A 24,115-nucleotide genomic window follows, 5' to 3' on the forward strand; every position below is an offset into this window, starting at 1 on the left:
GCAATTTACTCAGCCGTTTTACCGTCAGGTTGCCTATACTCCACCCAGGACTACGAGAGGAAGCGCATCATGAGTACACCATTGTTAATTGCCCGGACGCTGGAAAAAGAGCTCTATTTACTGCCCGCGATGGCGAACCGCCACGGTCTGATCACCGGCGCGACCGGGACGGGGAAAACCGTCACCCTGCAAAAGCTGGCGGAGTCGCTTTCGGAGATTGGCGTACCGGTCTTTATGGCTGACGTAAAAGGCGATTTAACCGGTGTGGCTCAGGAAGGGACGGCCTCTGAAAAACTGCTCGAACGGCTGAAGAATATTGGCATCACGGACTGGACGCCCCACGGTAACCCGGTGGTGGTGTGGGACATCTTCGGTGAAAAAGGCCACCCGGTACGCGCCACCGTCTCCGATCTCGGTCCCTTGCTGCTGGCCCGTTTGCTTAACCTCAACGACGTGCAGTCCGGCGTGCTGAATATTATCTTCCGCATTGCCGATGACCAGGGGCTACTGCTGCTTGATTTCAAAGATCTGCGCGCCATTACGCAGTACATCGGCGATAACGCCAAATCCTTCCAGAACCAGTACGGCAACATCAGCAGCGCCTCGGTGGGCGCAATTCAGCGTGGCCTACTGACGCTGGAGCAACAGGGTGCCGAGCACTTCTTCGGCGAGCCGATGCTGGAGATCAAAGACTGGATGCGCACCGACAGCAGCGGCAAAGGGATTATTAACATCCTGAGCTCCGAGAAGCTCTACCAGATGCCGAAACTCTACGCCGCCAGCCTGCTGTGGATGCTCTCTGAACTTTACGAACAGCTGCCAGAGGCGGGCGACCTTGAGAAGCCGAAGCTGGTGTTCTTCTTTGATGAAGCGCACCTGCTGTTTAACGATGCACCGCAGGTGCTGCTGGACAAGATCGAGCAGGTTATCCGCCTGATCCGCTCCAAAGGCGTCGGCGTCTGGTTTGTCTCGCAAAACCCGTCGGATATCCCCGATAACGTACTGGGACAACTCGGTAACCGCGTACAGCACGCCCTGCGCGCCTTCACGCCGAAAGATCAAAAAGCGGTAAAAGCCGCCGCGCAAACCATGCGCGCCAATCCGGCCTTTGATACCGAAGCCGCCATTCAGGCGCTGGGCACCGGTGAAGCGCTGATCTCGTTCCTGGATGCGAAGGGCAGCCCGTCCGTAGTGGAACGCGCCATGGTCATTGCGCCTTGCTCGCGCATGGGGCCGGTGACCGACGATGAACGCAACGGACTGATTAACCACTCACCGGTTTACGGGAAGTACGAAGACGAGGTGGATCGCGAATCTGCTTTCGAGATGCTGCAAAAAGGAGTCCAGGCGACAACGGAATCGCAGGATGCGCCTGCCGCTAAAGGGCAGTCTGTCGCCGTGGATGACGGCATTCTTGGTGGACTCAAAGACATCCTGTTCGGCAGCACCGGGCCGCGCGGCGGCAAACGCGACGGCGTAGTGCAGACCATGGCGAAAAGCGCCGCGCGACAGGTCACCAATCAGATCGTGCGCGGCATGCTGGGGAGTTTGTTAGGCGGCCGTCGCCGCTAGACGAGGAACCCACGGGCGGCCCAGCGCCGAACCCTGTACGCCGTTCTCCTGCAGGTAGCGGTCAATTTCCACCATCCCCGTCCAGCGGTTCTCACACCACAGCGGTGCCAGAAGCGTTGGACGGCGGGCGCTGGCCGAGATGCGGTGGTAGACAATCTCCGCTGGCGTGTGGCGAATCATCTCCCCCGCCGTCACCGTATAGTCCTCAAGCTCGATACCGCTTAACCGCCCGGCCTCCCAGGCTTTCGCCATAATGCTGCCCTTCACGATATGCAGCGGATGAAGCTTGATGCCGTCCACGCCGGTTTCAACGACTTTTTCCAAGGTTTCAAGGCCATGCTGTTGACCTTCACCGGGCAGACCGACAATCAGATGTGAACAGACCTTCAGCCCGCGCTCGCGTGCCAGCCGCGTGGTGCGCTGGTAGCAGGCGAAATCATGGCCACGGTTGATACGGTGCAGCGTTTTGTCATGTGCGGTTTGCAAGCCCAGCTCCAGCCAGATCTCGTAGCCTTGTTCTTTGTACTCGCTGAGCAGGTCCAGCACCGCGTCCGGTACGCAGTCCGGGCGGGTTCCCACGCACAGCCCAACGATGTTGGCCTGGCTGACGGCCTGCTGATACATCGATCGCAATACCTGCACCTCCGCCCACGTGCTGGTGTAAGCCTGAAAATAGGCCAGATACTGCTTCGCACGGTTCACCAGGCTGGCCTGATGAGCAAGCTGTTCAGCGATAGAGTTATGTTGCTGTGCTTCATCGGCAAACGACGCGACGTTACAGAAGGTGCAGCCTCCGCGCCCGATGGTGCCGTCGCGATTCGGGCAGCTAAACCCGCCGTGCAGCGTCAGCTTATGAACCTTTTGCCCGTAGCGCTGCAAAAGATCCCCACCAAACATATTGACTAATTTCTGTAACTGCATAATCTGATAGACCGTCCCGGAGAAAGGGGACAAGCCTGCCATTTTTAGCCTCTGTCGGCGATGACCTGGATCAATCGCCCTGGACGGCCTTTATCTATATGAATAAATACTCAGGATTACTGCAATTTCATTCACGCCGCATGTGATTACTTTTCCTTATGTTCTGATTGTTTTTTTCATTTATAGCGCCATCACTGAAAAACAGTGTGTTTATGCGGGTTTGCGGCCAATGCCAGATTATTGTTCTGCTATAAAACCGCTATTCAGCACGCTACATGGATAATACCGCTTTCATATAGTGAGTCAGATCACACTCCGCTGCGCTCTTTCAGGGCATTCTATCAATGTAAAATTAGTTAAATAGCCTTTAAATACAGGTAGATAAACTCTCTTTAGCACATTTTTGTATAAATAAGATTGCCATTTGACCTGTGTACCAATTCCCGATAAGTTGGAAATCCGCTGGAAGCTTTCTGGATGAGCGGCCTGCTCATCATATTTATGCAGTAATTGAGATTCCCTCTGAAGCAAGTCCTCAAACTTGTTTACCTGCGCGAAAGGATGAAAAAGAGGGCGAATGCGAGGTCCGCGTATGAAACGCAAACCCCGTCGCCATGCTCTTTCTGTGCCTGTGCGCCACGGTAAAGTTCAGTGGGAAGCCCGACGAGCCTGGGGAGGTTCACTGATATGTTGTACGATAAATCCCTTGAGAAGGATAACTGTGGTTTCGGCCTGATCGCCCACATAGAAGGCGAACCTAGCCACAAGGTGGTGCGTACCGCTATTCACGCACTGGCCCGTATGCAGCACCGTGGCGCCATTCTTGCCGATGGTAAAACTGGCGACGGTTGCGGCCTGCTGCTGCAAAAACCGGATCGTTTCTTCCGCATCGTGGCGGAAGAGCGCGGCTGGCGTTTAGCCAAAAACTACGCTGTCGGCATGCTGTTCCTGAACCAGGATCCTGAAAAGGCTGCCGCCTCACGCCGCATCGTCGAAGAAGAACTTCAGCGTGAAACCCTGTCGATTGTCGGCTGGCGCGATGTGCCAACCAACGAAGGGGTGCTCGGTGAAATCGCCCTCTCCTCGCTGCCTCGTATTGAACAGATTTTCGTCAACGCGCCTGCGGGCTGGCGTCCGCGTGATATGGAACGCCGTCTGTTTATTGCCCGCCGCCGCATTGAAAAACGTCTCCAGGACGATAAAGAGTTCTACGTCTGTAGCCTCTCTAATCTGGTAAACATCTATAAAGGTCTGTGTATGCCGGCTGACCTGCCGCGCTTCTACCTGGACCTGGCGGACCTGCGTCTGGAATCGGCCATTTGCCTGTTCCACCAGCGATTCTCCACCAACACCGTTCCACGCTGGCCGCTGGCGCAGCCGTTCCGCTACCTGGCGCACAACGGCGAGATCAACACTATTACCGGTAACCGCCAGTGGGCCCGCGCCCGTACTTACAAGTTCCAGACGCCATTGATCCCTGACCTGCATGATGCCGCGCCGTTCGTGAACGAAACCGGCTCGGACTCCAGCTCGATGGATAACATGCTGGAACTGCTGCTGGCGGGCGGGATGGATATCGTGCGCGCCATGCGTCTGCTCGTGCCGCCGGCCTGGCAGAACAACCCGGATATGGACCCTGAGCTGCGCGCGTTCTTCGACTTTAACTCCATGCACATGGAGCCGTGGGACGGCCCGGCGGGCATCGTCATGTCCGACGGTCGTTTCGCTGCCTGTAACCTGGACCGTAACGGTCTGCGTCCGGCGCGCTACGTCATCACCAAAGATAAGCTCATCACCTGCGCCTCTGAAGTCGGCATCTGGGATTACCAGCCTGACGAAGTGGTCGAGAAAGGCCGCGTCGGTCCGGGCGAGCTGATGGTGATCGACACCCGCAGTGGACGCATCCTGCACTCCGCCGAAACCGACAACGATCTGAAGAGCCGCCACCCCTACAAAGAGTGGATGGAGAAAAACGTGCGTCGTCTGGTGCCGTTTGAAGATCTGTCGGATGAAGAAGTGGGCAGCCGCGAGCTGGACGATGACACCCTCGCGAGCTACCAGAAGCAGTTTAATTACAGCGCGGAAGAGCTGGACTCCGTCATCCGCGTGCTCGGTGAAAACGGCCAGGAAGCGGTCGGCTCGATGGGTGACGATACCCCGTTTGCCGTGCTCTCCAGCCAGCCGCGCATCATTTACGACTACTTCCGCCAGCAGTTTGCGCAGGTCACCAACCCGCCAATCGATCCGCTGCGTGAAGCCCACGTGATGTCGCTGGCCACCAGCATCGGTCGCGAGATGAACGTCTTCTGCGAGGCCGAAGGCCAGGCGCACCGTCTGACCTTTAAATCGCCGATCCTGCTGTACTCCGATTTCAAACAGCTCACCACCATGAAAGAGGAGCACTATCGCGCCGACACGCTCGATATTACCTTCGACGTGAACGACGCGAGCCTCGAAGAGACGGTGAATGCGCTGTGCGACAAAGCCGAACAGATGGTGCGTAACGGTACCGTGCTGCTGGTATTGTCCGACCGCAACATCGCGAAAAACCGTCTGCCGGTGCCTGCACCAATGGCGGTGGGCGCTATCCAGACGCGTCTGGTGGATAAGAGCCTGCGCTGCGACGCCAACATCATTGTTGAAACCGCCAGCGCGCGCGACCCGCACCACTTTGCCGTGCTGTTAGGCTTTGGTGCGACAGCGATCTACCCGTACCTGGCCTATGAAACGCTGGCCCGTCTGGTGGATACTCGCGCGATCGACAAAGATTACCGCGCGGTGATGCTGAACTACCGTAACGGCATCAACAAAGGTCTGTACAAGATCATGTCCAAAATGGGCATCTCGACCATTGCCTCCTACCGCTGCTCGAAGCTGTTTGAAGCGGTCGGCCTGCACGATGAGGTCGCCAACCTTTGCTTCCAGGGCGTGGTCAGCCGCATCGGCGGCGCCGGTTTTGCTGACTTCCAGCAGGATCTGGTGAACCTGTCCAAGCGCGCCTGGCTGGCACGTAAGCCGCTGGATCAGGGCGGTCTGCTGAAATACGTTCACGGCGGCGAGTATCATGCCTACAACCCTGACGTGGTGCGCACGCTGCAGCAGGCGGTTCAGAGCGGCGAATACCGTGATTATCAGCAGTACGCTGAGCTGGTGAACAACCGTCCGGCGGCGACGCTGCGCGACCTCATTGCCCTGAATCCGGGTGATGAAGCGGTCAGCATTGACGAAGTCGAACCGGCATCCGAACTGTTCAAACGCTTCGATACCGCGGCGATGTCCATCGGCGCGCTGAGCCCGGAAGCCCACGAGGCGCTGGCGGAAGCCATGAACAGCATCGGCGGCAACTCTAACTCCGGCGAAGGCGGTGAAGATCCTGCCCGTTACGGCACCAACAAAGTGTCCCGTATCAAGCAGGTGGCATCCGGCCGCTTTGGCGTGACGCCAGCGTACCTGGTCAACGCCGACGTGATTCAGATTAAAGTCGCTCAGGGTGCGAAACCGGGCGAAGGCGGTCAGCTGCCGGGTGATAAAGTTACCCCGTACATCGCCAAACTGCGCTACTCGGTACCGGGCGTGACGCTGATCTCCCCGCCGCCGCACCACGATATCTACTCTATCGAGGACCTGGCGCAGCTGATTTTCGACCTGAAGCAGGTCAACCCGAAAGCGATGATCTCCGTGAAGCTGGTTTCCGAACCGGGCGTCGGCACCATTGCCACCGGCGTGGCGAAGGCCTATGCGGACCTTATCACCATCGCCGGTTATGACGGCGGTACCGGCGCAAGCCCGCTCTCCTCCGTGAAATATGCGGGCTGCCCGTGGGAACTTGGCCTGGTGGAAACCCAGCAGGCGCTGGTCGCTAACGGTCTGCGTCACAAGATCCGTCTGCAGGTGGACGGTGGCCTGAAAACCGGCCTCGACATCATCAAGGCGGCGATTCTGGGTGCGGAAAGCTTCGGCTTCGGTACCGGCCCAATGGTGGCGCTGGGCTGTAAATACCTGCGTATTTGCCACCTGAACAACTGCGCAACTGGTGTTGCAACCCAGGACGAGAAGCTGCGTAAGAATCACTATCACGGCCTGCCGTTCAAAGTGACCAACTACTTTGAGTTCATCGCCCGTGAAACCCGCGAGCTGATGGCGCAGCTGGGCGTGAAGCGCCTGGTAGACCTGATTGGCCGTACCGACCTGCTGAAAGAGCTGGAAGGCTTCACCGCCAAGCAGCAGAAGCTGGAGCTGTCTAAGCTGCTGGAAACCGCGCAGCCGCATCCTGGCAAAGCGGTCTACTGCACCGAGAACAACCCGCCGTTCGACAACGGCGTGCTGAACGCGCAGCTGCTGCAGCAGGCGAAACCGTATGTGGACGACAAGCAGAGCAAAACGTTCTGGTTTGATATCCGCAACACCGACCGTTCCGTGGGTGCCTCCCTCTCCGGCTACATCGCGCAGACGCACGGTGACCAGGGGCTGGCAGCCGATCCGATTACCGCACACTTCAGCGGTACTGCGGGTCAGAGCTTCGGCGTGTGGAACGCAGGCGGCGTTGAGCTGTACCTGACCGGCGATGCCAACGACTACGTCGGTAAAGGCATGGCGGGCGGTCTTCTGGCGGTACGTCCTCCGGTCGGCTCAGCCTTCCGCAGCCATGAAGCCAGCATTATCGGTAACACCTGCCTGTACGGCGCAACCGGCGGTCGTCTGTTTGCCGCGGGCCGTGCGGGCGAGCGTTTTGCGGTGCGTAACTCCGGTGCTATCACCGTGGTGGAAGGCATTGGCGATAACGGTTGTGAATACATGACGGGCGGGATTGTTTGCGTTCTGGGTAAAACCGGCGTGAACTTCGGCGCAGGCATGACGGGCGGTTTTGCCTACGTCCTGGATGAAGACGGTGAGTTCCGTAAACGCGTGAACCCTGAACTGGTAGAAGTGCTGGACGTTGACACGCTGGCCATTCACGAAGAACACCTGCGCGGTTTGATTACCGAACACGTGCAGCATACCGGTTCTTCGCGCGGCGAAGAGATCCTGGCGAACTGGCCGGCGTTCTCTGCGAAATTCGCGCTGGTTAAGCCGAAGTCCAGCGATGTTAAAGCCCTGTTGGGTCACCGTAGTCGTAGCGCAGCAGAGCTGCGCGTGCAGGCGCAGTAAGGAATTCAGATGAGCCAGAACGTATACCAGTTTATCGACCTGCAGCGTGTTGATCCGCCAAAGAAACCGCTGAAGATCCGCAAAATTGAATTTGTTGAAATCTACGAGCCGTTTTCAGAAGGCCAGGCCAAAGCACAGGCAGACCGCTGCCTGTCCTGCGGTAACCCTTACTGCGAATGGAAATGTCCGGTACACAACTACATCCCGAACTGGCTGAAGCTGGCCAACGAAGGACGTATTTTTGAAGCCGCCGAGCTATCTCACCAGACCAACACCCTGCCGGAAGTGTGCGGCCGAGTGTGCCCTCAGGATCGTCTGTGCGAAGGTTCCTGTACGCTGAACGACGAGTTTGGCGCGGTGACCATCGGCAACATCGAGCGCTATATCAACGATAAAGCGTTCGAGATGGGCTGGCGTCCGGACATGACCGGCGTGAAGCAAACCGACAAGCGCGTGGCGATCATCGGCGCGGGCCCGGCGGGCCTGGCCTGTGCGGACGTGCTGACCCGCAACGGCGTGAAGGCGGTGGTCTTTGACCGCCATCCGGAGATTGGTGGCCTGCTGACCTTTGGTATCCCGGCCTTTAAGCTGGAAAAAGAGGTCATGACCCGTCGCCGTGAAATCTTCACCGGCATGGGCATTGAGTTCAAACTGAACACAGAAGTGGGCCGCGACGTACAGCTCGACGATCTGCTGAAGGATTACGACGCCGTGTTCCTGGGCGTGGGTACCTATCAGTCCATGCGCGGTGGTCTGGAAAACGAAGACGCGCCGGGCGTTTATGACGCGCTGCCGTTCCTGATTGCCAACACCAAGCAGATTATGGGTTATGGTGAAACCGCCGATGAGCCGTTCGTCAGCATGGAAGGCAAACGCGTGGTGGTGCTGGGCGGCGGTGATACCGCGATGGACTGCGTGCGAACCTCCATTCGTCAGAATGCGGCGCACGTTATCTGTGCTTACCGTCGTGACGAAGAGAACATGCCGGGCTCTAAGCGTGAAGTGAAAAACGCACGTGAAGAGGGCGTGGAATTCCAGTTCAACATCCAGCCTCTGGGTATTGAAGTGAATGCCAACGGTAAAGTGAGCGGCGTGAAGATGGCGCGCACTGAGATGGGCGCACCGGATGCAAAAGGCCGTCGTCGCGCCGAGATCGTGGCCGGTTCTGAACACGTGATCCCGGCCGACGCCGTGGTGATGGCGTTCGGTTTCCGCCCTCACAGCATGGAATGGCTGGCGAAGCACAGCGTTGAGCTGGACTCGCAGGGCCGTATTATTGCGCCAGAAGGCAGCGATAATGCCTTCCAGACCAGCAACCCGAAAATCTTCGCCGGTGGCGATATCGTTCGCGGTTCCGACCTGGTGGTGACGGCGATTGCCGAAGGGCGCAAAGCGGCTGACGGGATACTGAACTACCTGGAAGTGTAAGAAAAAAGGGAATAAACCTCCCGGTTTATTCCCTTTGTTACCTACAGCGTAATCAAAAAAATTTCAGATATTTCAGCATGAAGCTTGCCAGCCTATCAATGCTTGAGTCAGCTGCAAGAAAAAAACAGGCATTTCATTGGCGATAGAAATAATGAAGAGCTATTTTTTACTCCCCGAAATGCTACCTCGTCAGCAGAGTCCAGGTTAAGTCACTTTCCAGTACGGTTTGATCGGTGATGCGGCTAAACGCATTGTCATCCAGCACAGGTGATAGCGTGACCCGGAAATTCATCTGCTGGCCTGAAGGCACCTGATTATTATCAACCGCAATAACCGCTTCATTATTACGCACATAAAACGGCGAAGGTGTGCCGCTTTGCGGAGTAAAACCGAGCTGATCGACCGTTTTGCCGACGGTGTAATTTTTACCATCGATGGTCATATCATCGATTTTAACCGCCATCCCGCCAGACTGGCCGAATGTGAAGCGCCCTTTATCGCCTGCCGTCCCCTGTAACAACACCGCCATTTGCTGCGGCTGCGGACAGTAAACATTAACGTTGAGGGTACGGTCCGCCATTTTGTGCCAGTTCTGCTGGGTTTTATCGATATTATCTCGACGCATTTCATGGTAATCCACCACCGGCTGCGAAAGCGATATTTGGCAATCTTCCGCATTTGCAGTCGCCACGAAGAAAAGTATCCCCAGCGCTGTTAATCCTACTGTTTGTTGATAATTCATCGGCATACTCCGTTTACTTCTTCATAGAAGGCGTCTTCATTGCGTTTCTCAGGAAGAGCGAAATCGAGTTTGCACAAACGATTGTTGTTGGCGTCCATGGCGTACAGCGCCGGTAACTGATCCGCATCGTTGATAAAGACATGACCATCATCAACGACCGTCACAATGTAGTTGCCCTTCTCATCCACGATTGCCAGCCCTTTTCTCAGCGGCTGACCATCGGTTTGCTTCATACGCAGCATCACACGTCGGCTGTTCAGCACCTTGAAGTCAAGCTCGCTGACTGAAGCGTGACCTGCGGCGATATATCGGGTGCCGTTTGCCAGCGTCATATTCTGCGGCAGCTTGTTGGCATCCACTTCTATACGCGAATTGCGCCACTCGTTTAGCGAAGGTACAACCGCCTGTCCCCAGGCATCGGTCCAGACCGTACCCTGTGGCGTAGCGATTTCTACCCCGCTTTTCTTCTCGCTCAGTCTGGCAATCGCAAAGGTATCGCGAATCGCATACGGCGAGAACGTCACGCCATTTTTGTGCATAGCGATGCCGCCCGCCAGGGTGGCGTTATAGTTACGCTGGTGATCACCGTTGCTGCCACCACCCACGCTCAGCTGGGTATAATGCAGGTTGGTGTTAAGGTTACCGTTGAAGCTATTATCGCTGGACGACTGGTCACGATCGGCGGCGATATAGTAGTGTGTGTTTTCGCCCAGCGAACCGCTGTTGGCCACACCGTAAGTGGTATTGTCGCCCTGCTTGCGCATGTAAGTGCTGACAGACTGCCCCGGACTCAGCGGAATGCTGACGTTGATGTACAGCATTTCATCATCCTGGTCGTCATCGACGTTGCCCACAGCGCTTTGCCAGTTGGCGGTAACGCTGGCATATTTAAATGTCTTACCCCACGACAGAAGCAGATAGCGGGAATCCTCAGAGTTCCCGCTGCTCTGGTTATAGTTGAAGCCTGCTGAGAAAACGCCTGCCAGACCGGATGAGAAACGTATGCTGCCGGAGTAGGCGTTATCGTACCCCTGATAGTCATCGTCCATCGCTTCTGCCATCTCACGGTAGCCGCCGCTGTAGTGCGTCGCGCTGGTGGAAAGCGATACATGGGAGGAAAGCGTAAGATCGCTTCCTAGCTCGGTTTTAAGTCCACTGTTGCTGTCACCAAAAGACTCTTTGCTTGCCGCAACCGTCGTGGAAACAGACCAAAGATCGCTGATAAGAAAATCGGTACGACCGCCAGCAGCCTGGTAATCTTGAGCGGCAGTACCGGAGGCCAGAAGGTTCATCCACGGGAAAATGCGCCAGCCGTCGGAAACGTTCATCACCAGCGGATCGCTGTAGTCGCTATCGATGCTGCGTACCTGACCGGCAGACACGGTAAGCCCCTGCGGGCGAGAAAGATTTCGCTGCTTCACAGCGGCAGCAGGAACAATAAAGTGATTCGTGGAGCCGTCCGACTCTACGACGGAAACGTCTAAATCGACGTTGTTACGCGCAACCGGCACGTCATCCAGCGTAAATGGTCCCGCGGGCACGAGCGTACTGAAGATCAGCTGATTGTTCTGGCGAATCTCCACGCGAGCCTGGGAGGAACGGGCAATGCCTGACACGCTGACGCCGCTGCCGTCTTTTGTCAGCCCGCTAGTCGGCAAAAGCTGGATACCGGTAATGGGTATGCCGCTCAGCACATTAGACATGGCATTAATTTCACCGACCTGCATGGTTAACTTCTGCGGGACAAAAACATGCTCTGCATAGGTGTAAATGCTGTCAGCATTTTTCTTGCCATTGTCATCCGTCAGGATGTAATTACTGCGAAGCGACCAGTCAAATGCGTTAAAACCCGCTTCCAGATTGGCCTGCGAATAGCGGGTTTTGTCGCTACCGCCATATTCGTTACGAGTGCTGAAAAGCGAATAGTTGAGCATCCCGGCGGCACCGCCGTGCTGGAAGTTTCGGATATCCGACGACAGGCTGTTTACCGCTTCAGGCGGCAGATACAACTCAACGGCTTCCTGGTTTGGCAACGCGTTGATTACCGCTTTCGGGTAGTCGTCGCGGATGTTGTGGCACGCCTCGCCTGCCTTCAGGGGGACTGGCATGAGGCCTGCGAAATCAAGCAGATCGTTATCAAAACACAGCACGCCGTCCTTATTGAAACGGACGGCGGCCATTCCGCGATCTTCACCATTCACTTTAACGTTCACGGAATGGGTTCCGGGCAGAAAACGCGATGCTTCAGCGAAATAATGGTTCAAGTCGCTCGATAACCCCAGCGTTTTCATTACCCCCGTATCAAACGTCACTTCCCTTGCGAGTACGGAGGCGGAGTCAAACATCATCAGAGGCAAGGTGCCGCAGAGAACTGCGCGGACACAAAGTGCAATACGGCTTTTTTTATTCACCGTTTGATCCCTATATTATTTATTTAATTCTGAGGTAAAACTCGGCACTTCAATGCCATAACGGCTGGCCGGGAAAAATTTAACGTGGCTGTCACCGCTGCTCGTTTTGTTCAACGCAGCCGTCATCGTCTCACCTGGCAGAAGGTAAGTTTTGGAAAGCGTGGCGTTTGCGCCTGAAGGTTGTAATACGACTTTTTGTGCCAGACGAACAACGTACTTACTTGGGTTGGTTACTTTTACAGAAGATCCGACCGTAGACCATTTGAGGTATTTCCACGCATCCGTCACGACCCCCAGCGTAGCCGGGCGTATTAGCACTGGAATATCCTGGCGAATATTAATGCCAATTTTAATTTTTTTATCGTCATTTTTTGGTGGAATACCGTCAAATGTGACGCGTTTTAAATGCTCAACATCCAGCGGCTGCTTGCTTTGCAAAATAAAACGAAGCTGCTGCGTTTGGCCCGGCTCAAGGCGAACCACAGGCTGCGTGACGATCAACTTAAGCCCCTGGTCGTCCGGCAGGTCTACAACGTTCGTATATAATAAGGATGGGTGTGAATCCGTATTTTTTACGTTAATGGTACCGCTGTGTGTGGCTTCATCAATAATTAGCAGGCTGGTTTCTGGCACCATACCTTCTGCATGCACCGCAAAATTGGCGGAAAATAAAGCGACAGTAAAAAGTGTTTTAAATATATTCGACCTTATGCATTGCATAATATTATCTCCTTGATAGCCCAACAGAACATTCCATGTTTATCGTGCTGTTAAAAAGAGAGTAAATGCAGAACATTCACTCTCTGGATTATTTTAAAATTACTTTTACTCAATAAAGTCTTACAGATAACGCAGGCTGATGGTCAACTGACCGTCAAGCTGAGTATCGTCCGTAATCGCCAGAGTTGTGGTGTCCTGAAGAGCCAGTGAAGTTGCCAGCGGGAAGGTCGCGGTCTGGAAGGCCAGCGGATCCAGAGAACCTGCAGACGCAACGGTGAAGTCACGAATATGGCTGCCCTGAGAAGAACCGTTGGTGGATTTGGTCCAGGTACCCGTCGCGTTCTGCTGATAGATTGGATCTACCGCAGCACCATCAGCCGTTACGCTGTCTACTTTAACTAGCAGAGCGTAAGAGCCAATGTTAACGCCACCCGCGGTTTTGCCCACACCGTAAGTTTGGCTAGCGCCTTTAATAATACCACCACCAAACATACCGTTTTCTACGGTCAGACCCGCGTTAGTATCAGCGCGATCGTCAACCATATTCCAGGACACTTTTGTTGCTGCGGTGCAGTTAATGGTCAGATCGATATTCTTCTGTCCCAACTGGTTGACAGCAGAAGCGTTCAGACTGCCCAAATTAATTGTACCGTAGTCAACAGTACCGCCGTTGCTTAATACTGGCGTACATGCTGCATTCGTCAGCGTACCTTTAACCTTCAGTACAGCTGAAGGGTCTGCAGCAAATGCTGAAGTCACACACAGAGAAAGCGCAGTAGCGAGTAAAACTTTTTTCACTTGTTAATCCTTAACATATGAGTAATTGCAATATTTAACCCAGTAATGATAAATACCTTTACCAGTTACTGATTGTCGTCATGCTTGTCAGCATGTGCACATAGTATTGTTTTTATAAATACATGCAATTTAGCAAAATTAACTATTCTATTAAGGATAACCACAAAATGATTTTTTCCTTATTTTATTAAGAAATTACCCAATCAAAAAAGAGATCAACATCAAAAAAATAATATTACTCAGAATTCCTCTTTACTTTTCTCATCGTTTTGATATTAGTTCACACCTCATTTATTCATGGGGTTTATAAATCTATTTAATTATTAATCAAGCAATGAAGAAACAAGAGATATAAACAATGCTTATTTAAAAATATTACAACGGTAGATTGATACAGAAATAAAAAAAGCCAGTGATATCACTGGCTTTTTACAAACGGCGCAAGCGGATTTATTTCACAACGCGTAGCGCTGGACGACCACCGCGCGGAGGCGGATCGTCATCAGGGTCATTGTCATCTTGATGATCGGGTTTGTCGCCATCGATAATTGACATCACCGTGTCGCTTTCACGCTCATCAGATGCGTTGTCATCATTCAGGCTGGCAATGTCTTCATCATATGCCGCTTCCGGCTCGAACATGGTACCCGCACCGTTTTCACGCGCGTAGATAGCCAGCACAGCAGCCAGCGGTACGGAAACCTGGCGCGGTACGCCGCCGAAACGCGCGTTGAAGCGCACCTCATCGTTCGCCAGCTCCAGGTTGCCCACCGCACGCGGGGCGATGTTCAGTACGATCTGTCCGTCACGTGCGTATTCCATTGGAACCAGCACGCCCGGCAACGTCACATCCACAACCAGGTGCGGCGTGAGCTGGTTATCCAGCAGCCATTCATAGAAGGCGCGCAGCAGATACGGACGGCGTGGGGTAAGTTGTGACATTTCCACAGTCATTAGCCTCGGCCGAGACGCATTTCACGTTCCGGTTCAGTTAAAGATGCCAGGAAAGAGTCGCGCTCAAAGACGCGAGTCATGTAGCCCTTCAGCTCTTTCGCGCCAGGACCGCTGAACTCTACGCCCAGGATTGGCAGACGCCACAGCAGCGGTGCCAGGTAGCAATCCACCAGGCTGAATTCATCGCTCAGGAAGAAGGGTTTCTGACCAAACACCGGGGCGATTGCCAGCAGCTCTTCACGCAGTTGCTTACGCGCAGCGTCGGCTTCCGCAGCGGATCCGCTGGTGATCACGTTCATCAGCGAATACCAGTCTTTTTCGATACGCTGCATGTACAGGCGGCTTTCACCACGCGCAACAGGGTAAACAGGCATCAGCGGCGGATGCGGGAAACGCTCATCCAGGTATTCCATAATGATACGGGATTCCCACAGGGTCAGCTCGCGATCCACCAGCGTCGGTACGCTTTGGCTCGGGTTGAGATCGATCAGATCCTGAGGCGGGTTATCCTTTTCCACATGCTCGATCTCAAAACTGACACCCTTCTCGGCCAGCACGATACGAACCTGATGGCTATAAATGTCAGTAGGACCAGAAAACAGCGTCATTACCGAACGTTTGTTGGCAGCGACAGCCATGAAAACCTCCAGGTATATTCAGAATTTTTACTGCTACCAGCCCAACAGGGGCCAGCCAGATGTTGTATCGCCCATCCCAGAGAAGACACATTGTTCAAGAATCGAACAAAAATCGAGTATTCACCGATATTTGGGCAGAAAATTGGATGATAGTTTACCAGATTTTGATGGCTTTGTGGTGAGGGGATTCTGGAAATGTGGAAAAAGAGAAGATATATGCATGGATATTGTGGATAACCTGCGCATTATCCATAAAAAAACCCGCCGAAGCGGGTTTTTCGCCAATCGTTCTGCGTAAGCAGAATGGATTAACGTTTGGAGAACTGTGGACGACGACGTGCTTTACGCAGACCCACTTTCTTACGTTCAACCTGACGCGCGTCACGAGTAACGAAGCCAGCTTTACGCAGTTCAGAACGCAGGGATTCGTCGTACTCCATCAGAGCGCGGGTGATACCGTGACGGATCGCACCTGCCTGACCGGAGATACCACCACCTTTAACGGTGATGTACAGATCCAGTTTTTCTACCATATCAACCAGTTCCAGCGGCTGGCGAACTACCATGCGGGCAGTTTCGCGACCGAAGTACTGTTCCAGAGAACGCTGGTTGATTACGATTTTACCACTGCCCGGTTTGATGAAAACGCGAGCTGCGGAACTTTTGCGGCGACCAGTGCCGTAGTATTGATTTTCAGCCATTGCCTATAATCCCGATTAGATGTCAAGAACTTGCGGTTGCTGTGCCGCGTGGTTGTGCTCGTTGCCTGCGTAAACTTTCAGTTTACGGAACATAGCACGACCCAGCGGGCCTTTTGGCAGCATGCCTTTAACCGCGATTTCAATCACACGCTCAGGACGGCGAGCAATCATCTCTTCAAAGGTCGCTTCTTTGATACCACCGATGTGGCCGGTGTGGTGGTAGTACATTTTGTCAGTACGCTTGTTGCCGGTAACAGCAACTTTGTCAGCGTTCAGAACGATGATGTAATCACCGGTATCAACGTGCGGAGTGTATTCCGCTTTGTGCTTACCGCGCAGGCGACGAGCCAGTTCAGTAGCCAGACGGCCCAGAGTTTTACCGGTCGCGTCAACAACATACCAGTCGCGCTGTACGGTTTCTGGTTTAGCTGTAAAAGTTTTCATTAAAAGCTTACCCAAATAATAAGTTACACGTTGGTGAACACCCAAACGTTTAGTCAGTTGAGGTTCACACGACAAAGTCCGGCAAACCTACCCCTTCGAATAGCACATGCCGACACATAGAAAGTTTCGGGAAAAAAACCTTCTCGTAACGTGGGGTCGCAAGATTATAGAGAAGTTGAGGTCAAAGATCGACCCTTAAATGTGATTCAAATTGGGTTTTTCGAGGCGGTGGAAAATGCCGGGTGGCGGCTGCGCCTTACCCGGCCGACAAGTCCCCCTTCACAGGGAGAGGGTAGCGTTTATGGCATATGCTCCAGCTTCAGGTATTCCTCGCTCTGCATCTCCTGCAGGCGAGACAGGCAGCGCTGGAACTCAAACTTTAGCCGCTCCCCCTGGTAGATCTCATATAAAGGAACCTCGGCGCTAATCACCAGCTTAACGTGGCGCTCGTAAAACTCGTCCACCATCGCGATGAAGCGCCGCGCCTCGCTCTCCATCAGTCGCGTCATCACCGGCACATCCAGCACCATCACGGTGTGGAACAGACGTGAAAGCGCAATGTAGTCGTGCTGGCTGCGGGCATCAACGCACAGCGTCGTAAAGGAGACCGCCAGCGTTTGGTTTTCAACGCCGAGCGTTGGCAGCGGGCGATGGTTAATCTCGAGTTCCGGGGCGTGCTCGCGTTTTGCCCCCGCCAGCGCCAGCCAGAGTTTATCCATCTCGCGGGTGGTCTCTGCATTTAACGGCGAGAGCCACAGGTGCGCCTGGGTTAAGGTGCGCAGGCGATAATCGACACCGGCATCAACGTTCATAATGTCACAATGCTGCTTAATGGCGTCGATGGCAGGCAGGAAGCGTGCCCGCTGCAGGCCGTTGCGGTAAAGCTCATCCGGCGGAATATTCGACGTGGCCACCAGCGTGATCCCGCGGGCAAAAAGCGCTTTCATCAGGCCGCCTAACAGCATGGCATCGGTGATGTCAGACACAAAAAATTCATCGAAGCAGAGCACGTCCGTTTCCGCCTTGAACCTGTCGGCCACAATCTCCAGCGGATCGCTTTTACCCTGCAGCGCAGTCAGCTCTTCATGCACACGCAGCATAAAGCGGTGGAAGTGCAGACGCTGTTTACGCGCCCCCGGCAGGCTCTGGTAGAACATGTCCATCAGCCAGGTTTTTCCGCGACCGACCCCGCCCCACATATATAGACCGCGCACCGGCGCGTGGGCCTGTGGCGCTTTTTTTCCGAGCAACCGTCCAAATGCCGCCTTTAGCCCGCCATTCTGTTCGGTTTCAGCGGGTTTGGCCGTGAGTTCCTGATAAATCATCTCCAGACGACTTACCGCCTCACGCTGTACGTCATCCGGCTGATGAGTGCCCTCGTTTAGGGCCAGTTGATATCGCGATGCAGGGGACAGGTTTTGCATAATCTTATTGTTATTCCTTCAATTAACGCTCACCAGCAGACGTGACTGATGAAAAAAAGGCCGTTCTACACTACGCGATGATACGTCAGGATTCCACTTCTACGGAAATAGCGGTTATAGTGGCATTATCAGGCACAGGCAGGAGCCGAGCCAACACCCTACGGAACAACAAGACAACGGGAGAAGTTCATGACCTGGGAATATGCGCTAATCGGTTTAGTCGTCGGCATCGTCATCGGTGCTGTGGCCATGCGTTTCGGTAATCGCAAATTGCGTCAGCAGCAGTCACTGCAGTACGAACTGGAAAAGAACAAAGCCGAGCTGGAAGAGTATCGTGAAGAGCTGGTCAGCCATTTTGCCCGTAGCGCCGAGCTGCTGGACAACATGGCGACCGACTATCGTCAGCTGTATCAGCATATGGCAAAAAGCTCCAGCAGCCTGCTGCCGGAAATGACGGCGGAAACCAATCCGTTCCGCAACCGTCTGGCAGACTCTGAAGCCGGTAACGACCAGGCGCCTGTTCAGATGCCTCGCGACTATTCAGACGGCGCGTCCGGCCTGCTGCGCGGCGGTGTAAAACGCGATTAATCGCACAACCTGAATTTATTTTACGGGCGCAGCGATTGCGCCCGTCCTTTCTTCCTGACCCCAGCTATCATTTAGTTAAACACCTCATTGTTCAGCGGTTTAAAATTCAATAACATCAACGTGTTTTTGGGGCCGTTTTTCCTTTATTCCAGGTTACGAGAGTCAACATCGATGAAGAAAAAAAACCAGCTGTTGAGCGCTATCGCGTTAAGTGTCGGGTTATCTCTCTCGGCGTCCGTCCCTGTATTTGCCGCCCTTCCCTCCCAGGTGCCTGGCCAGGCGGCCATTCCAAGCCTTGCCCCCATGCTGGAAAAAGTGTTGCCTGCGGTGGTCAGCGTTCAGGTTGAGGGCACGGCGGTACAAAGCCAACGCGTCCCTGAAGAACTGAAAAAATATTTTGGCGATGAGTCTCCCGACCAGCAGGCCCAGCCTTTTGAAGGCCTGGGTTCCGGCGTCATTATTGATGCGGCAAAAGGCTACATTCTGACTAACAATCATGTCATCAGCCAGGCCGATAAAATCAGCGTCCAGCTAAACGATGGCCGCGAATTTGATGCCAAACTGATTGGCGGTGATGACCAGAGCGACATTGCGCTGTTGCAGGTACAAAACCCGAGTAACCTGACCCAGATTGCCATCGCGGACTCCGACAAACTGCGCGTCGGTGATTTTGCCGTCGCCGTGGGTAACCCCTTTGGCTTAGGGCAAACCGCCACTTCCGGGATCGTCTCCGCGCTGGGACGCAGCGGCCTGAATCTGGAAGGGCTGGAAAACTTTATCCAGACCGATGCCTCAATCAACCGCGGGAACTCCGGCGGGGCGTTACTTAACCTTAACGGTGAGCTGATTGGGATCAACACAGCCATTCTGGCCCCGGGTGGCGGCAGCATCGGGATCGGTTTTGCGATTCCCAGCAATATGGCCAAAACCCTGGCGCAGCAGCTCATTCAGTTCGGCGAAATCAAACGCGGGCTGCTGGGTATTAAAGGTATGGAGATGAGCGCCGATATCGCCAAAGCGTTCAATATCAACGTACAGCGCGGGGCGTTTGTCAGTGAAGTGCTGCCTAACTCCGGCTCGGCAAAAGCAGGTATCAAATCGGGCGATGTGATCGTCAGCCTCAACGACAAGCCGCTGAGCAGCTTTGCCGAGCTGCGCTCGCGGATAGCGACCACCGAACCCGGCGCCAAAGTGAAGCTGGGTCTGATCCGTGACGGTAAGCCGCTGGACGTTGAAGTGACGCTGGATAAGAGCACCTCCTCCTCTGCCAGTGCGGAGCTGATCGCCCCGGCGCTGCAGGGTGCGACGCTGAGCGATGGACAGCTGAAAGACGGTACGAAAGGCATTCGCATCGACACCGTTGAGAAGAGCAGCCCTGCCGCACAGGCCGGATTGCATCAGGAAGATGTGATCATTGGGGTAAACCGCAATCGCGTGCAGTCCATTGCCGAACTACGCAAGGTGATGGAGAGTAAACCGGCGGTTATTGCCCTGCAGGTCATGCGCGGCAATGAGTCTATCTATATTCTGTTGCGCTAAGCATTTGCGACCCGGACATCACCGCTGCGTGTGATGTCCGGATAACTCATGTTATGCTGCAAATCGTTCCTTTTTTAACGACACGCGCATCATGCTTTTAAAGCTCTTACGTTCTATTGTCATCGGTTTGATTGTCGCTGGCCTGCTGCTGCTGGCGCTGCCGTCTTTACGTCAGTTCAATAAACTGTCGGCCCCTCAGTTCGATAGCACGGATGAAACGCCGGCCACCTATAACCAGGCCGTTCGCCGTGCCGCACCTGCCGTAGTTAACGTCTATAACCGTGGCCTGAATACCTCAGCCCATAACCAGCTGGAGATCCGCACTCTCGGCTCCGGGGTAATCATGGACGAGCGCGGCTACATTATTACCAACAAGCATGTGATAAACGATGCCGACCAGATCATCGTCGCCCTACAGGATGGCCGCGTGTTTGAGGCATTACTCGTTGGCTCTGACAGCCTGACTGACCTCGCCGTCCTGAAGATTAACGCCACGGGCGGTTTGCCGGTCATCCCGATCAACCGTAAACGTACCCCGCATATTGGTGACGTCGTCCTGGCGATTGGTAACCCTTACAACCTGGGCCAGACCATCACCCAGGGGATTATCAGCGCGACCGGGCGTATTGGCCTCAACCCATCCGGGCGGCAGAACTTCCTGCAAACCGATGCCTCCATCAACCACGGAAACTCCGGCGGTGCACTGGTCAACTCGCTGGGCGAACTGATGGGCATCAACACCCTCTCGTTCGATAAGAGTAACGACGGCGAGACGCCGGAAGGCATCGGCTTTGCCATTCCGTTCCAGCTGGCGACCAAAATTATGGATAAGCTGATCCGCGACGGACGCGTGATCCGCGGCTATATCGGTATCGGTGGCCGTGAAATTGCGCCGATGCATACCCAGGGTGGCGGGATCGATCAGATCCAGGGCATCGTGGTGAACGAGGTGGCGCCAGGGGGTCCGGCGGCCAACGCGGGGATTCAGGTCAATGACGTCATTGTGTCGGTCAACGGCACACCGGCGGTTTCTGCGCTGGAGACGATGGACCAGGTGGCAGAAATTCGCCCGGGCTCTATCATCCCTGTTGAAGTCATGCGCAACGATAAGAAACTGACGCTGCAGGTCACCATTCAGGAATACCCGGCAACGAACTGACAGGCATAAAAAAACGGAGCGATAAGCTCCGTTTTTTTGCCGGGAGACGGTTCGTATTACTTGTTAACGAACTCTTCACCCAGGGTGATATCTTTCTTCAGCGTATCCAGCATGCCTTCCATCGCGTGTTGTTCAAACGCGCTCAGCGTACCAATGGATTTACGCTCTTCGATACCATTTTTGCCCAGCAGCAGCGGCTGAGAGAAGAAGCGAGCGTGTTCGCCATCGCCTTCAACGTAAGCGCATTCAACAACGCCTTTCTCGCCCTGCAGGGCGCGAACCAGTGACAGACCGAAACGTGCAGCCGCCTGGCCCATAGACAGGGTTGCAGAACCGCCACCCGCCTTCGCTTCCACCACTTCGGTGCCCGCGTTCTGGATGCGTTTAGTCAGGTCAGCCACTTCCTGCTCGGTGAAGCTCACGCCTGGGATCTGCGACAGCAGAGGCAGGATGGTAACGCCAGAGTGACCGCCGATGACCGGCACTTCCACTTCTGTTGGCTGTTTGCCCTTCAGCTCAGCAACAAAGGTGTTGGAGCGAATAATATCCAGCGTGGTTACGCCGAACAGTTTGTTTTTGTCGTAAACACCTGCTTTCTTCAGCACTTCTGCCGCGATAGCAACGGTGGTGTTCACCGGGTTAGTGATGATACCGATGCACGCTTTCGGGCACACTTCAGCAATCTGCTGCACCAGGTTTTTCACGATGCCCGCGTTGACGTTGAACAGGTCTGAACGATCCATGCCTGGCTTACGCGCCACGCCTGCAGAAATCAGCACCACGTCGGCACCCTGCAGAGCAGGACGCGCATCTTCACCGGAGAAGCCTTTGATTTTTACAGCGGTAGGGATGTGGCTCAGGTCAACCGCCACGCCTGGGGTTACCGGAGCAATATCGTACAGGGAGAGTTCTGAGCCTGAAGGCAGTTGGGTTTTCAGTAGTAGGGCAAGCGCCTGGCCGATACCACCAGCAGCGCCGAGGACTGCGACTTTCATCCTAAACTCCTTATTATGGTTAACTTAAGTATCTGTAAATCCGTTGCGGCGACCATAATTCAGCAAGTGTTTAATTACAATTTTCGTAGCTAAAGAATTTGAGGTCGCGCGACTTTATCTCTCTTCAGAAGGCTATCTGACGACAGACGGCAACGAATTAAGAGGTGGTTACAATACACCCTGCCCCGCCACCAAAACAACATCATTTTGATAACATTTAATTTACTTTTAAGCTTATTTGCGCGGCGTGACCCAGGCATGTTTTCTGATAACGAATTCTGATAAAATCACTCCCTTTCATAACATTATTTCAGCCTGGCGCTGAGTAGATAATTTGCATAAAAATTCATCCACATGCATAATAATGTTGTTTCTATCGTCATATTCCGGGTGACTTATGCGAAGCTCGTCTAAGCAAGAAGAATTAGTAAAGGCGTTTAAAGCGCTACTTAAAGAAGAGAAATTCAGTTCTCAGGGAGAAATTGTTCAGGCGCTGCAGGAACAGGGCTTCGACAACATCAATCAGTCGAAGGTCTCCCGCATGTTAACGAAATTTGGCGCGGTACGTACCCGTAACGCCAAGATGGAGATGGTCTATTGCCTGCCGGCTGAACTTGGCGTGCCGACCACCTCCAGTCCGCTCAAGAATCTGGTTCTGGATATCGACTACAACGATGCCGTTGTGGTGATCCACACAAGCCCAGGTGCCGCACAGCTGATTGCCCGCATGCTGGACTCATTGGGTAAAACGGAAGGTATCCTCGGGACTATCGCCGGTGATGACACCATCTTTACCACGCCAGCCAGCGGTTTCTCCGTTAAAGATCTCCACGAAGCGATTCTGGTTCTGTTCGAACAGGAACTCTAATCCCCTTTCCCCGTAGCGCCGCTGCGGGGATCGTTCTGCCTCCACACCGTTTCCCCCTCTTTTTCACTGCCTCTGCCTTTGACAAATAGTGCTTTTTACCACCCATTAACATTCACCTGGTGAATGCTAAATCAAAAAATCGCACAAAAAATCAAAAGCTGATATCCATATGATTTCATTAGACATAACCAACTAAAATGTGTAAAAAACACCCAATATTATGCAATTTGGTTATAAAAAAAAGACTGTTTAACACGTAATAACAATAGAAACCATTAGTCTGGTATTAATTTTTTCCGTTATTAGTGTATACTTGATTTTGTGATGAGGGTCACGAAACAAGACCCCACTAAAAAATTCGACGAGGTAAGAATCATGAAAATCAAATCAACTGTAGCGGCGCTGAGCGTCCTGTCTGTCCTGTCATTCGGTGCCTTCGCGGCTGACGCTATCAATGCTGACCAGGCGCAATCCCGCCAGGCCATCGGTACGGTTTCTGTCGGCGCGGTCGGCACATCGCCAATGGACATGCATGAGATGCTGAACAAAAAAGCGGAAGAAAAGGGTGCGTCATCCTATCGCATCATCGAAGCGCGCTCTGGTGCACACTGGCACGCCACCGCTGAGCTATACAAATAAGTTTGAGCAATAACTGAACTCGTAAATCTCCACTCAACGGCACCAGGCATAAAAATAGCGGTTCAACCCTTCTCGCCGTTGAGCAAAAACCCTATTCAGGAGTAAAGACTATGAAAACCAAATTGATCATCGCAACCCTCGGTCTGGCATCTGTTCTCTCTTTCGGCGCAAGCGCAGCCGTACAGCAGGTGAATGCCGACCAGGCACAAAATCTGCAGCCTATGGGCAGCATCTCCGTGACGTCTGTTACCGGCTCTCCGATGGATATCCGTCACGAACTGGCTGCCAAAGCTGAAAAAGCAGGTGCCAGCAGCTATCGCGTCACCGAACTGAATCAGGGTGACCACTGGCATGCAACTGCAGAACTGTATAAATAAACCCTCGTCGTATCTCATCATACGACTTGCCCCTGGCCTGATGGTCAGG

20 protein-coding genes are annotated in these 24,115 nt (G+C 54.0%); 9 read left to right on the forward strand and 11 right to left on the reverse strand.

The genetic code is table 11. The features are described from left to right. Positions 1-69: 69 nt before the first annotated feature. A complete protein-coding gene (locus L362_RS06955; RefSeq protein WP_023344992.1) occupies positions 70-1,572 on the forward strand; it encodes a helicase HerA-like C-terminal domain-containing protein in 1,503 nt (500 codons plus the stop codon). On the opposite strand, the gene L362_RS06950 is transcribed toward L362_RS06955, so the two are convergent. Then, the gene (locus tag L362_RS06950; protein ID WP_100245852.1) at positions 1,552-2,493 is read right to left on the reverse strand and encodes a tRNA modification radical SAM protein MnmL/YtqA; all 942 of its coding nucleotides are present in this window, start codon (positions 2,491-2,493) and stop codon (positions 1,552-1,554) included. The two genes, L362_RS06955 and L362_RS06950, sit on opposite strands and share 21 nt — an antisense overlap. 687 nt (positions 2,494-3,180) lie before the next feature. Between L362_RS06950 and gltB the strand changes: the two genes are divergently transcribed. Next, entirely contained in the window at positions 3,181-7,641 is a 4,461-nt protein-coding gene (gene gltB / locus L362_RS06945) for a glutamate synthase large subunit (protein WP_023326177.1), read from the forward strand. A 9-nt stretch (positions 7,642-7,650) separates the two neighbouring features. Beyond that, positions 7,651-9,069 carry a glutamate synthase subunit GltD gene (gltD, locus tag L362_RS06940; RefSeq protein WP_021242274.1) on the forward strand — a complete coding sequence of 473 codons (1,419 nt, stop codon included), beginning with the start codon at positions 7,651-7,653 and terminating at the stop codon, positions 9,067-9,069. A gap of 181 nt (positions 9,070-9,250) precedes the next feature. Here gltD and L362_RS06935 read toward each other — a convergent pair whose 3' ends face one another. The 9 genes from L362_RS06935 to zapE all read right to left on the reverse strand — a co-directional run bounded on the left by L362_RS06935 (position 9,251) and on the right by zapE (position 17,901). Next, entirely contained in the window at positions 9,251-9,811 is a 561-nt protein-coding gene (locus tag L362_RS06935) for a DUF1120 domain-containing protein (RefSeq protein WP_023294675.1), read from the reverse strand. Next, positions 9,808-12,222: a fimbrial biogenesis usher protein gene (locus L362_RS06930; protein WP_023344994.1), complete on the reverse strand. Its 2,415-nt coding sequence runs from the start codon at positions 12,220-12,222 to the stop codon at positions 9,808-9,810. Before L362_RS06930 ends, L362_RS06935 begins: the two co-directional genes overlap by 4 nt. Positions 12,223-12,237: 15 nt before the next feature. Continuing rightward, entirely contained in the window at positions 12,238-12,942 is a 705-nt protein-coding gene (locus tag L362_RS06925) for a fimbria/pilus chaperone family protein (protein WP_008502827.1), read from the reverse strand. Between the two features lie 120 nt (positions 12,943-13,062). After that, the gene (locus L362_RS06920; protein ID WP_008502828.1) at positions 13,063-13,740 is read right to left on the reverse strand and encodes a DUF1120 domain-containing protein; all 678 of its coding nucleotides are present in this window, start codon (positions 13,738-13,740) and stop codon (positions 13,063-13,065) included. 450 nt (positions 13,741-14,190) lie between these two features. Beyond that, positions 14,191-14,688, reverse strand: a complete 498-nt coding sequence (gene sspB / locus L362_RS06915) for a ClpXP protease specificity-enhancing factor (protein ID WP_032638041.1) — start codon at positions 14,686-14,688, stop codon at positions 14,191-14,193. Between the two features lie 5 nt (positions 14,689-14,693). Beyond that, a complete protein-coding gene (sspA, locus tag L362_RS06910) occupies positions 14,694-15,332 on the reverse strand; it encodes a stringent starvation protein SspA (protein ID WP_008502830.1) in 639 nt (212 codons plus the stop codon). 308 nt (positions 15,333-15,640) lie between these two features. After that, positions 15,641-16,033 carry a 30S ribosomal protein S9 gene (gene rpsI, locus L362_RS06905; protein ID WP_003860436.1) on the reverse strand — a complete coding sequence of 131 codons (393 nt, stop codon included), beginning with the start codon at positions 16,031-16,033 and terminating at the stop codon, positions 15,641-15,643. Between the two features lie 15 nt (positions 16,034-16,048). Continuing rightward, a complete protein-coding gene (rplM, locus tag L362_RS06900) occupies positions 16,049-16,477 on the reverse strand; it encodes a 50S ribosomal protein L13 (RefSeq protein ID WP_003860434.1) in 429 nt (142 codons plus the stop codon). A 299-nt stretch (positions 16,478-16,776) separates the two neighbouring features. After that, positions 16,777-17,901, reverse strand: a complete 1,125-nt coding sequence (gene zapE / locus L362_RS06895) for a cell division protein ZapE (RefSeq protein ID WP_023344996.1) — start codon at positions 17,899-17,901, stop codon at positions 16,777-16,779. Between the two features lie 189 nt (positions 17,902-18,090). On the opposite strand from zapE, the gene zapG reads away from it, so the two are divergent. From zapG to degS, 3 genes are all read left to right on the forward strand, one after another. Next, positions 18,091-18,489, forward strand: a complete 399-nt coding sequence (gene zapG, locus L362_RS06890) for a Z-ring associated protein ZapG (protein WP_008502832.1) — start codon at positions 18,091-18,093, stop codon at positions 18,487-18,489. A 171-nt stretch (positions 18,490-18,660) separates the two neighbouring features. After that, the gene (degQ, locus tag L362_RS06885) at positions 18,661-20,028 is read left to right on the forward strand and encodes a serine endoprotease DegQ (protein WP_021242281.1); all 1,368 of its coding nucleotides are present in this window, start codon (positions 18,661-18,663) and stop codon (positions 20,026-20,028) included. Positions 20,029-20,119: 91 nt separating this feature from the next. Then, positions 20,120-21,187, forward strand: a complete 1,068-nt coding sequence (gene degS / locus L362_RS06880) for an outer membrane-stress sensor serine endopeptidase DegS (RefSeq protein WP_008502834.1) — start codon at positions 20,120-20,122, stop codon at positions 21,185-21,187. Positions 21,188-21,243: 56 nt separating this feature from the next. Here degS and mdh read toward each other — a convergent pair whose 3' ends face one another. Then, a complete protein-coding gene (gene mdh, locus L362_RS06875; protein WP_008502835.1) occupies positions 21,244-22,182 on the reverse strand; it encodes a malate dehydrogenase in 939 nt (312 codons plus the stop codon). 397 nt (positions 22,183-22,579) lie between these two features. Between mdh and argR the strand changes: the two genes are divergently transcribed. The 3 genes from argR (at position 22,580) to yhcN (L362_RS06860) (ending at position 24,066) form a co-directional block, all read left to right on the forward strand. Then, positions 22,580-23,050, forward strand: a complete 471-nt coding sequence (argR, locus tag L362_RS06870) for a transcriptional regulator ArgR (protein WP_008502836.1) — start codon at positions 22,580-22,582, stop codon at positions 23,048-23,050. A 375-nt stretch (positions 23,051-23,425) separates the two neighbouring features. Then, entirely contained in the window at positions 23,426-23,689 is a 264-nt protein-coding gene (gene yhcN, locus L362_RS06865; RefSeq protein WP_008502837.1) for a peroxide/acid stress response protein YhcN, read from the forward strand. 110 nt (positions 23,690-23,799) lie between these two features. After that, positions 23,800-24,066 (forward strand): peroxide/acid stress response protein YhcN, encoded by a 267-nt coding sequence (gene yhcN, locus L362_RS06860; RefSeq protein WP_008502838.1) that lies wholly within the window; start codon positions 23,800-23,802, stop codon positions 24,064-24,066. Positions 24,067-24,115 lie beyond the last annotated feature (49 nt).

This window comes from Enterobacter sp. MGH 16 (assembly GCF_000493175.1).
Taxonomy (GTDB): domain Bacteria; phylum Pseudomonadota; class Gammaproteobacteria; order Enterobacterales; family Enterobacteriaceae; genus Enterobacter; species Enterobacter roggenkampii.

What these genes read in the sequence shown, in the direction of transcription:
- yhcN (WP_008502838.1), top strand. Translation starts at nt 23,800, where the DNA reads ATGAAAACCAAATTGATCATCGCAACCCTCGGTCTGGCATCTGTTCTC.
- L362_RS06950 (WP_100245852.1), bottom strand. Translation starts at nt 2,493, where the DNA reads ATGCAGTTACAGAAATTAGTCAATATGTTTGGTGGGGATCTTTTGCAG.
- gltB (WP_023326177.1), top strand. Translation starts at nt 3,181, where the DNA reads ATGTTGTACGATAAATCCCTTGAGAAGGATAACTGTGGTTTCGGCCTG.
- zapE (WP_023344996.1), bottom strand. Translation starts at nt 17,901, where the DNA reads ATGCAAAACCTGTCCCCTGCATCGCGATATCAACTGGCCCTAAACGAG.
- L362_RS06955 (WP_023344992.1), top strand. Translation starts at nt 70, where the DNA reads ATGAGTACACCATTGTTAATTGCCCGGACGCTGGAAAAAGAGCTCTAT.
- rplM (WP_003860434.1), bottom strand. Translation starts at nt 16,477, where the DNA reads ATGAAAACTTTTACAGCTAAACCAGAAACCGTACAGCGCGACTGGTAT.
- sspA (WP_008502830.1), bottom strand. Translation starts at nt 15,332, where the DNA reads ATGGCTGTCGCTGCCAACAAACGTTCGGTAATGACGCTGTTTTCTGGT.
- yhcN (WP_008502837.1), top strand. Translation starts at nt 23,426, where the DNA reads ATGAAAATCAAATCAACTGTAGCGGCGCTGAGCGTCCTGTCTGTCCTG.
- L362_RS06925 (WP_008502827.1), bottom strand. Translation starts at nt 12,942, where the DNA reads ATGCAATGCATAAGGTCGAATATATTTAAAACACTTTTTACTGTCGCT.
- argR (WP_008502836.1), top strand. Translation starts at nt 22,580, where the DNA reads ATGCGAAGCTCGTCTAAGCAAGAAGAATTAGTAAAGGCGTTTAAAGCG.
- zapG (WP_008502832.1), top strand. Translation starts at nt 18,091, where the DNA reads ATGACCTGGGAATATGCGCTAATCGGTTTAGTCGTCGGCATCGTCATC.
- gltD (WP_021242274.1), top strand. Translation starts at nt 7,651, where the DNA reads ATGAGCCAGAACGTATACCAGTTTATCGACCTGCAGCGTGTTGATCCG.
- L362_RS06935 (WP_023294675.1), bottom strand. Translation starts at nt 9,811, where the DNA reads ATGAATTATCAACAAACAGTAGGATTAACAGCGCTGGGGATACTTTTC.
- degS (WP_008502834.1), top strand. Translation starts at nt 20,120, where the DNA reads ATGCTTTTAAAGCTCTTACGTTCTATTGTCATCGGTTTGATTGTCGCT.
- mdh (WP_008502835.1), bottom strand. Translation starts at nt 22,182, where the DNA reads ATGAAAGTCGCAGTCCTCGGCGCTGCTGGTGGTATCGGCCAGGCGCTT.
- degQ (WP_021242281.1), top strand. Translation starts at nt 18,661, where the DNA reads ATGAAGAAAAAAAACCAGCTGTTGAGCGCTATCGCGTTAAGTGTCGGG.
- rpsI (WP_003860436.1), bottom strand. Translation starts at nt 16,033, where the DNA reads ATGGCTGAAAATCAATACTACGGCACTGGTCGCCGCAAAAGTTCCGCA.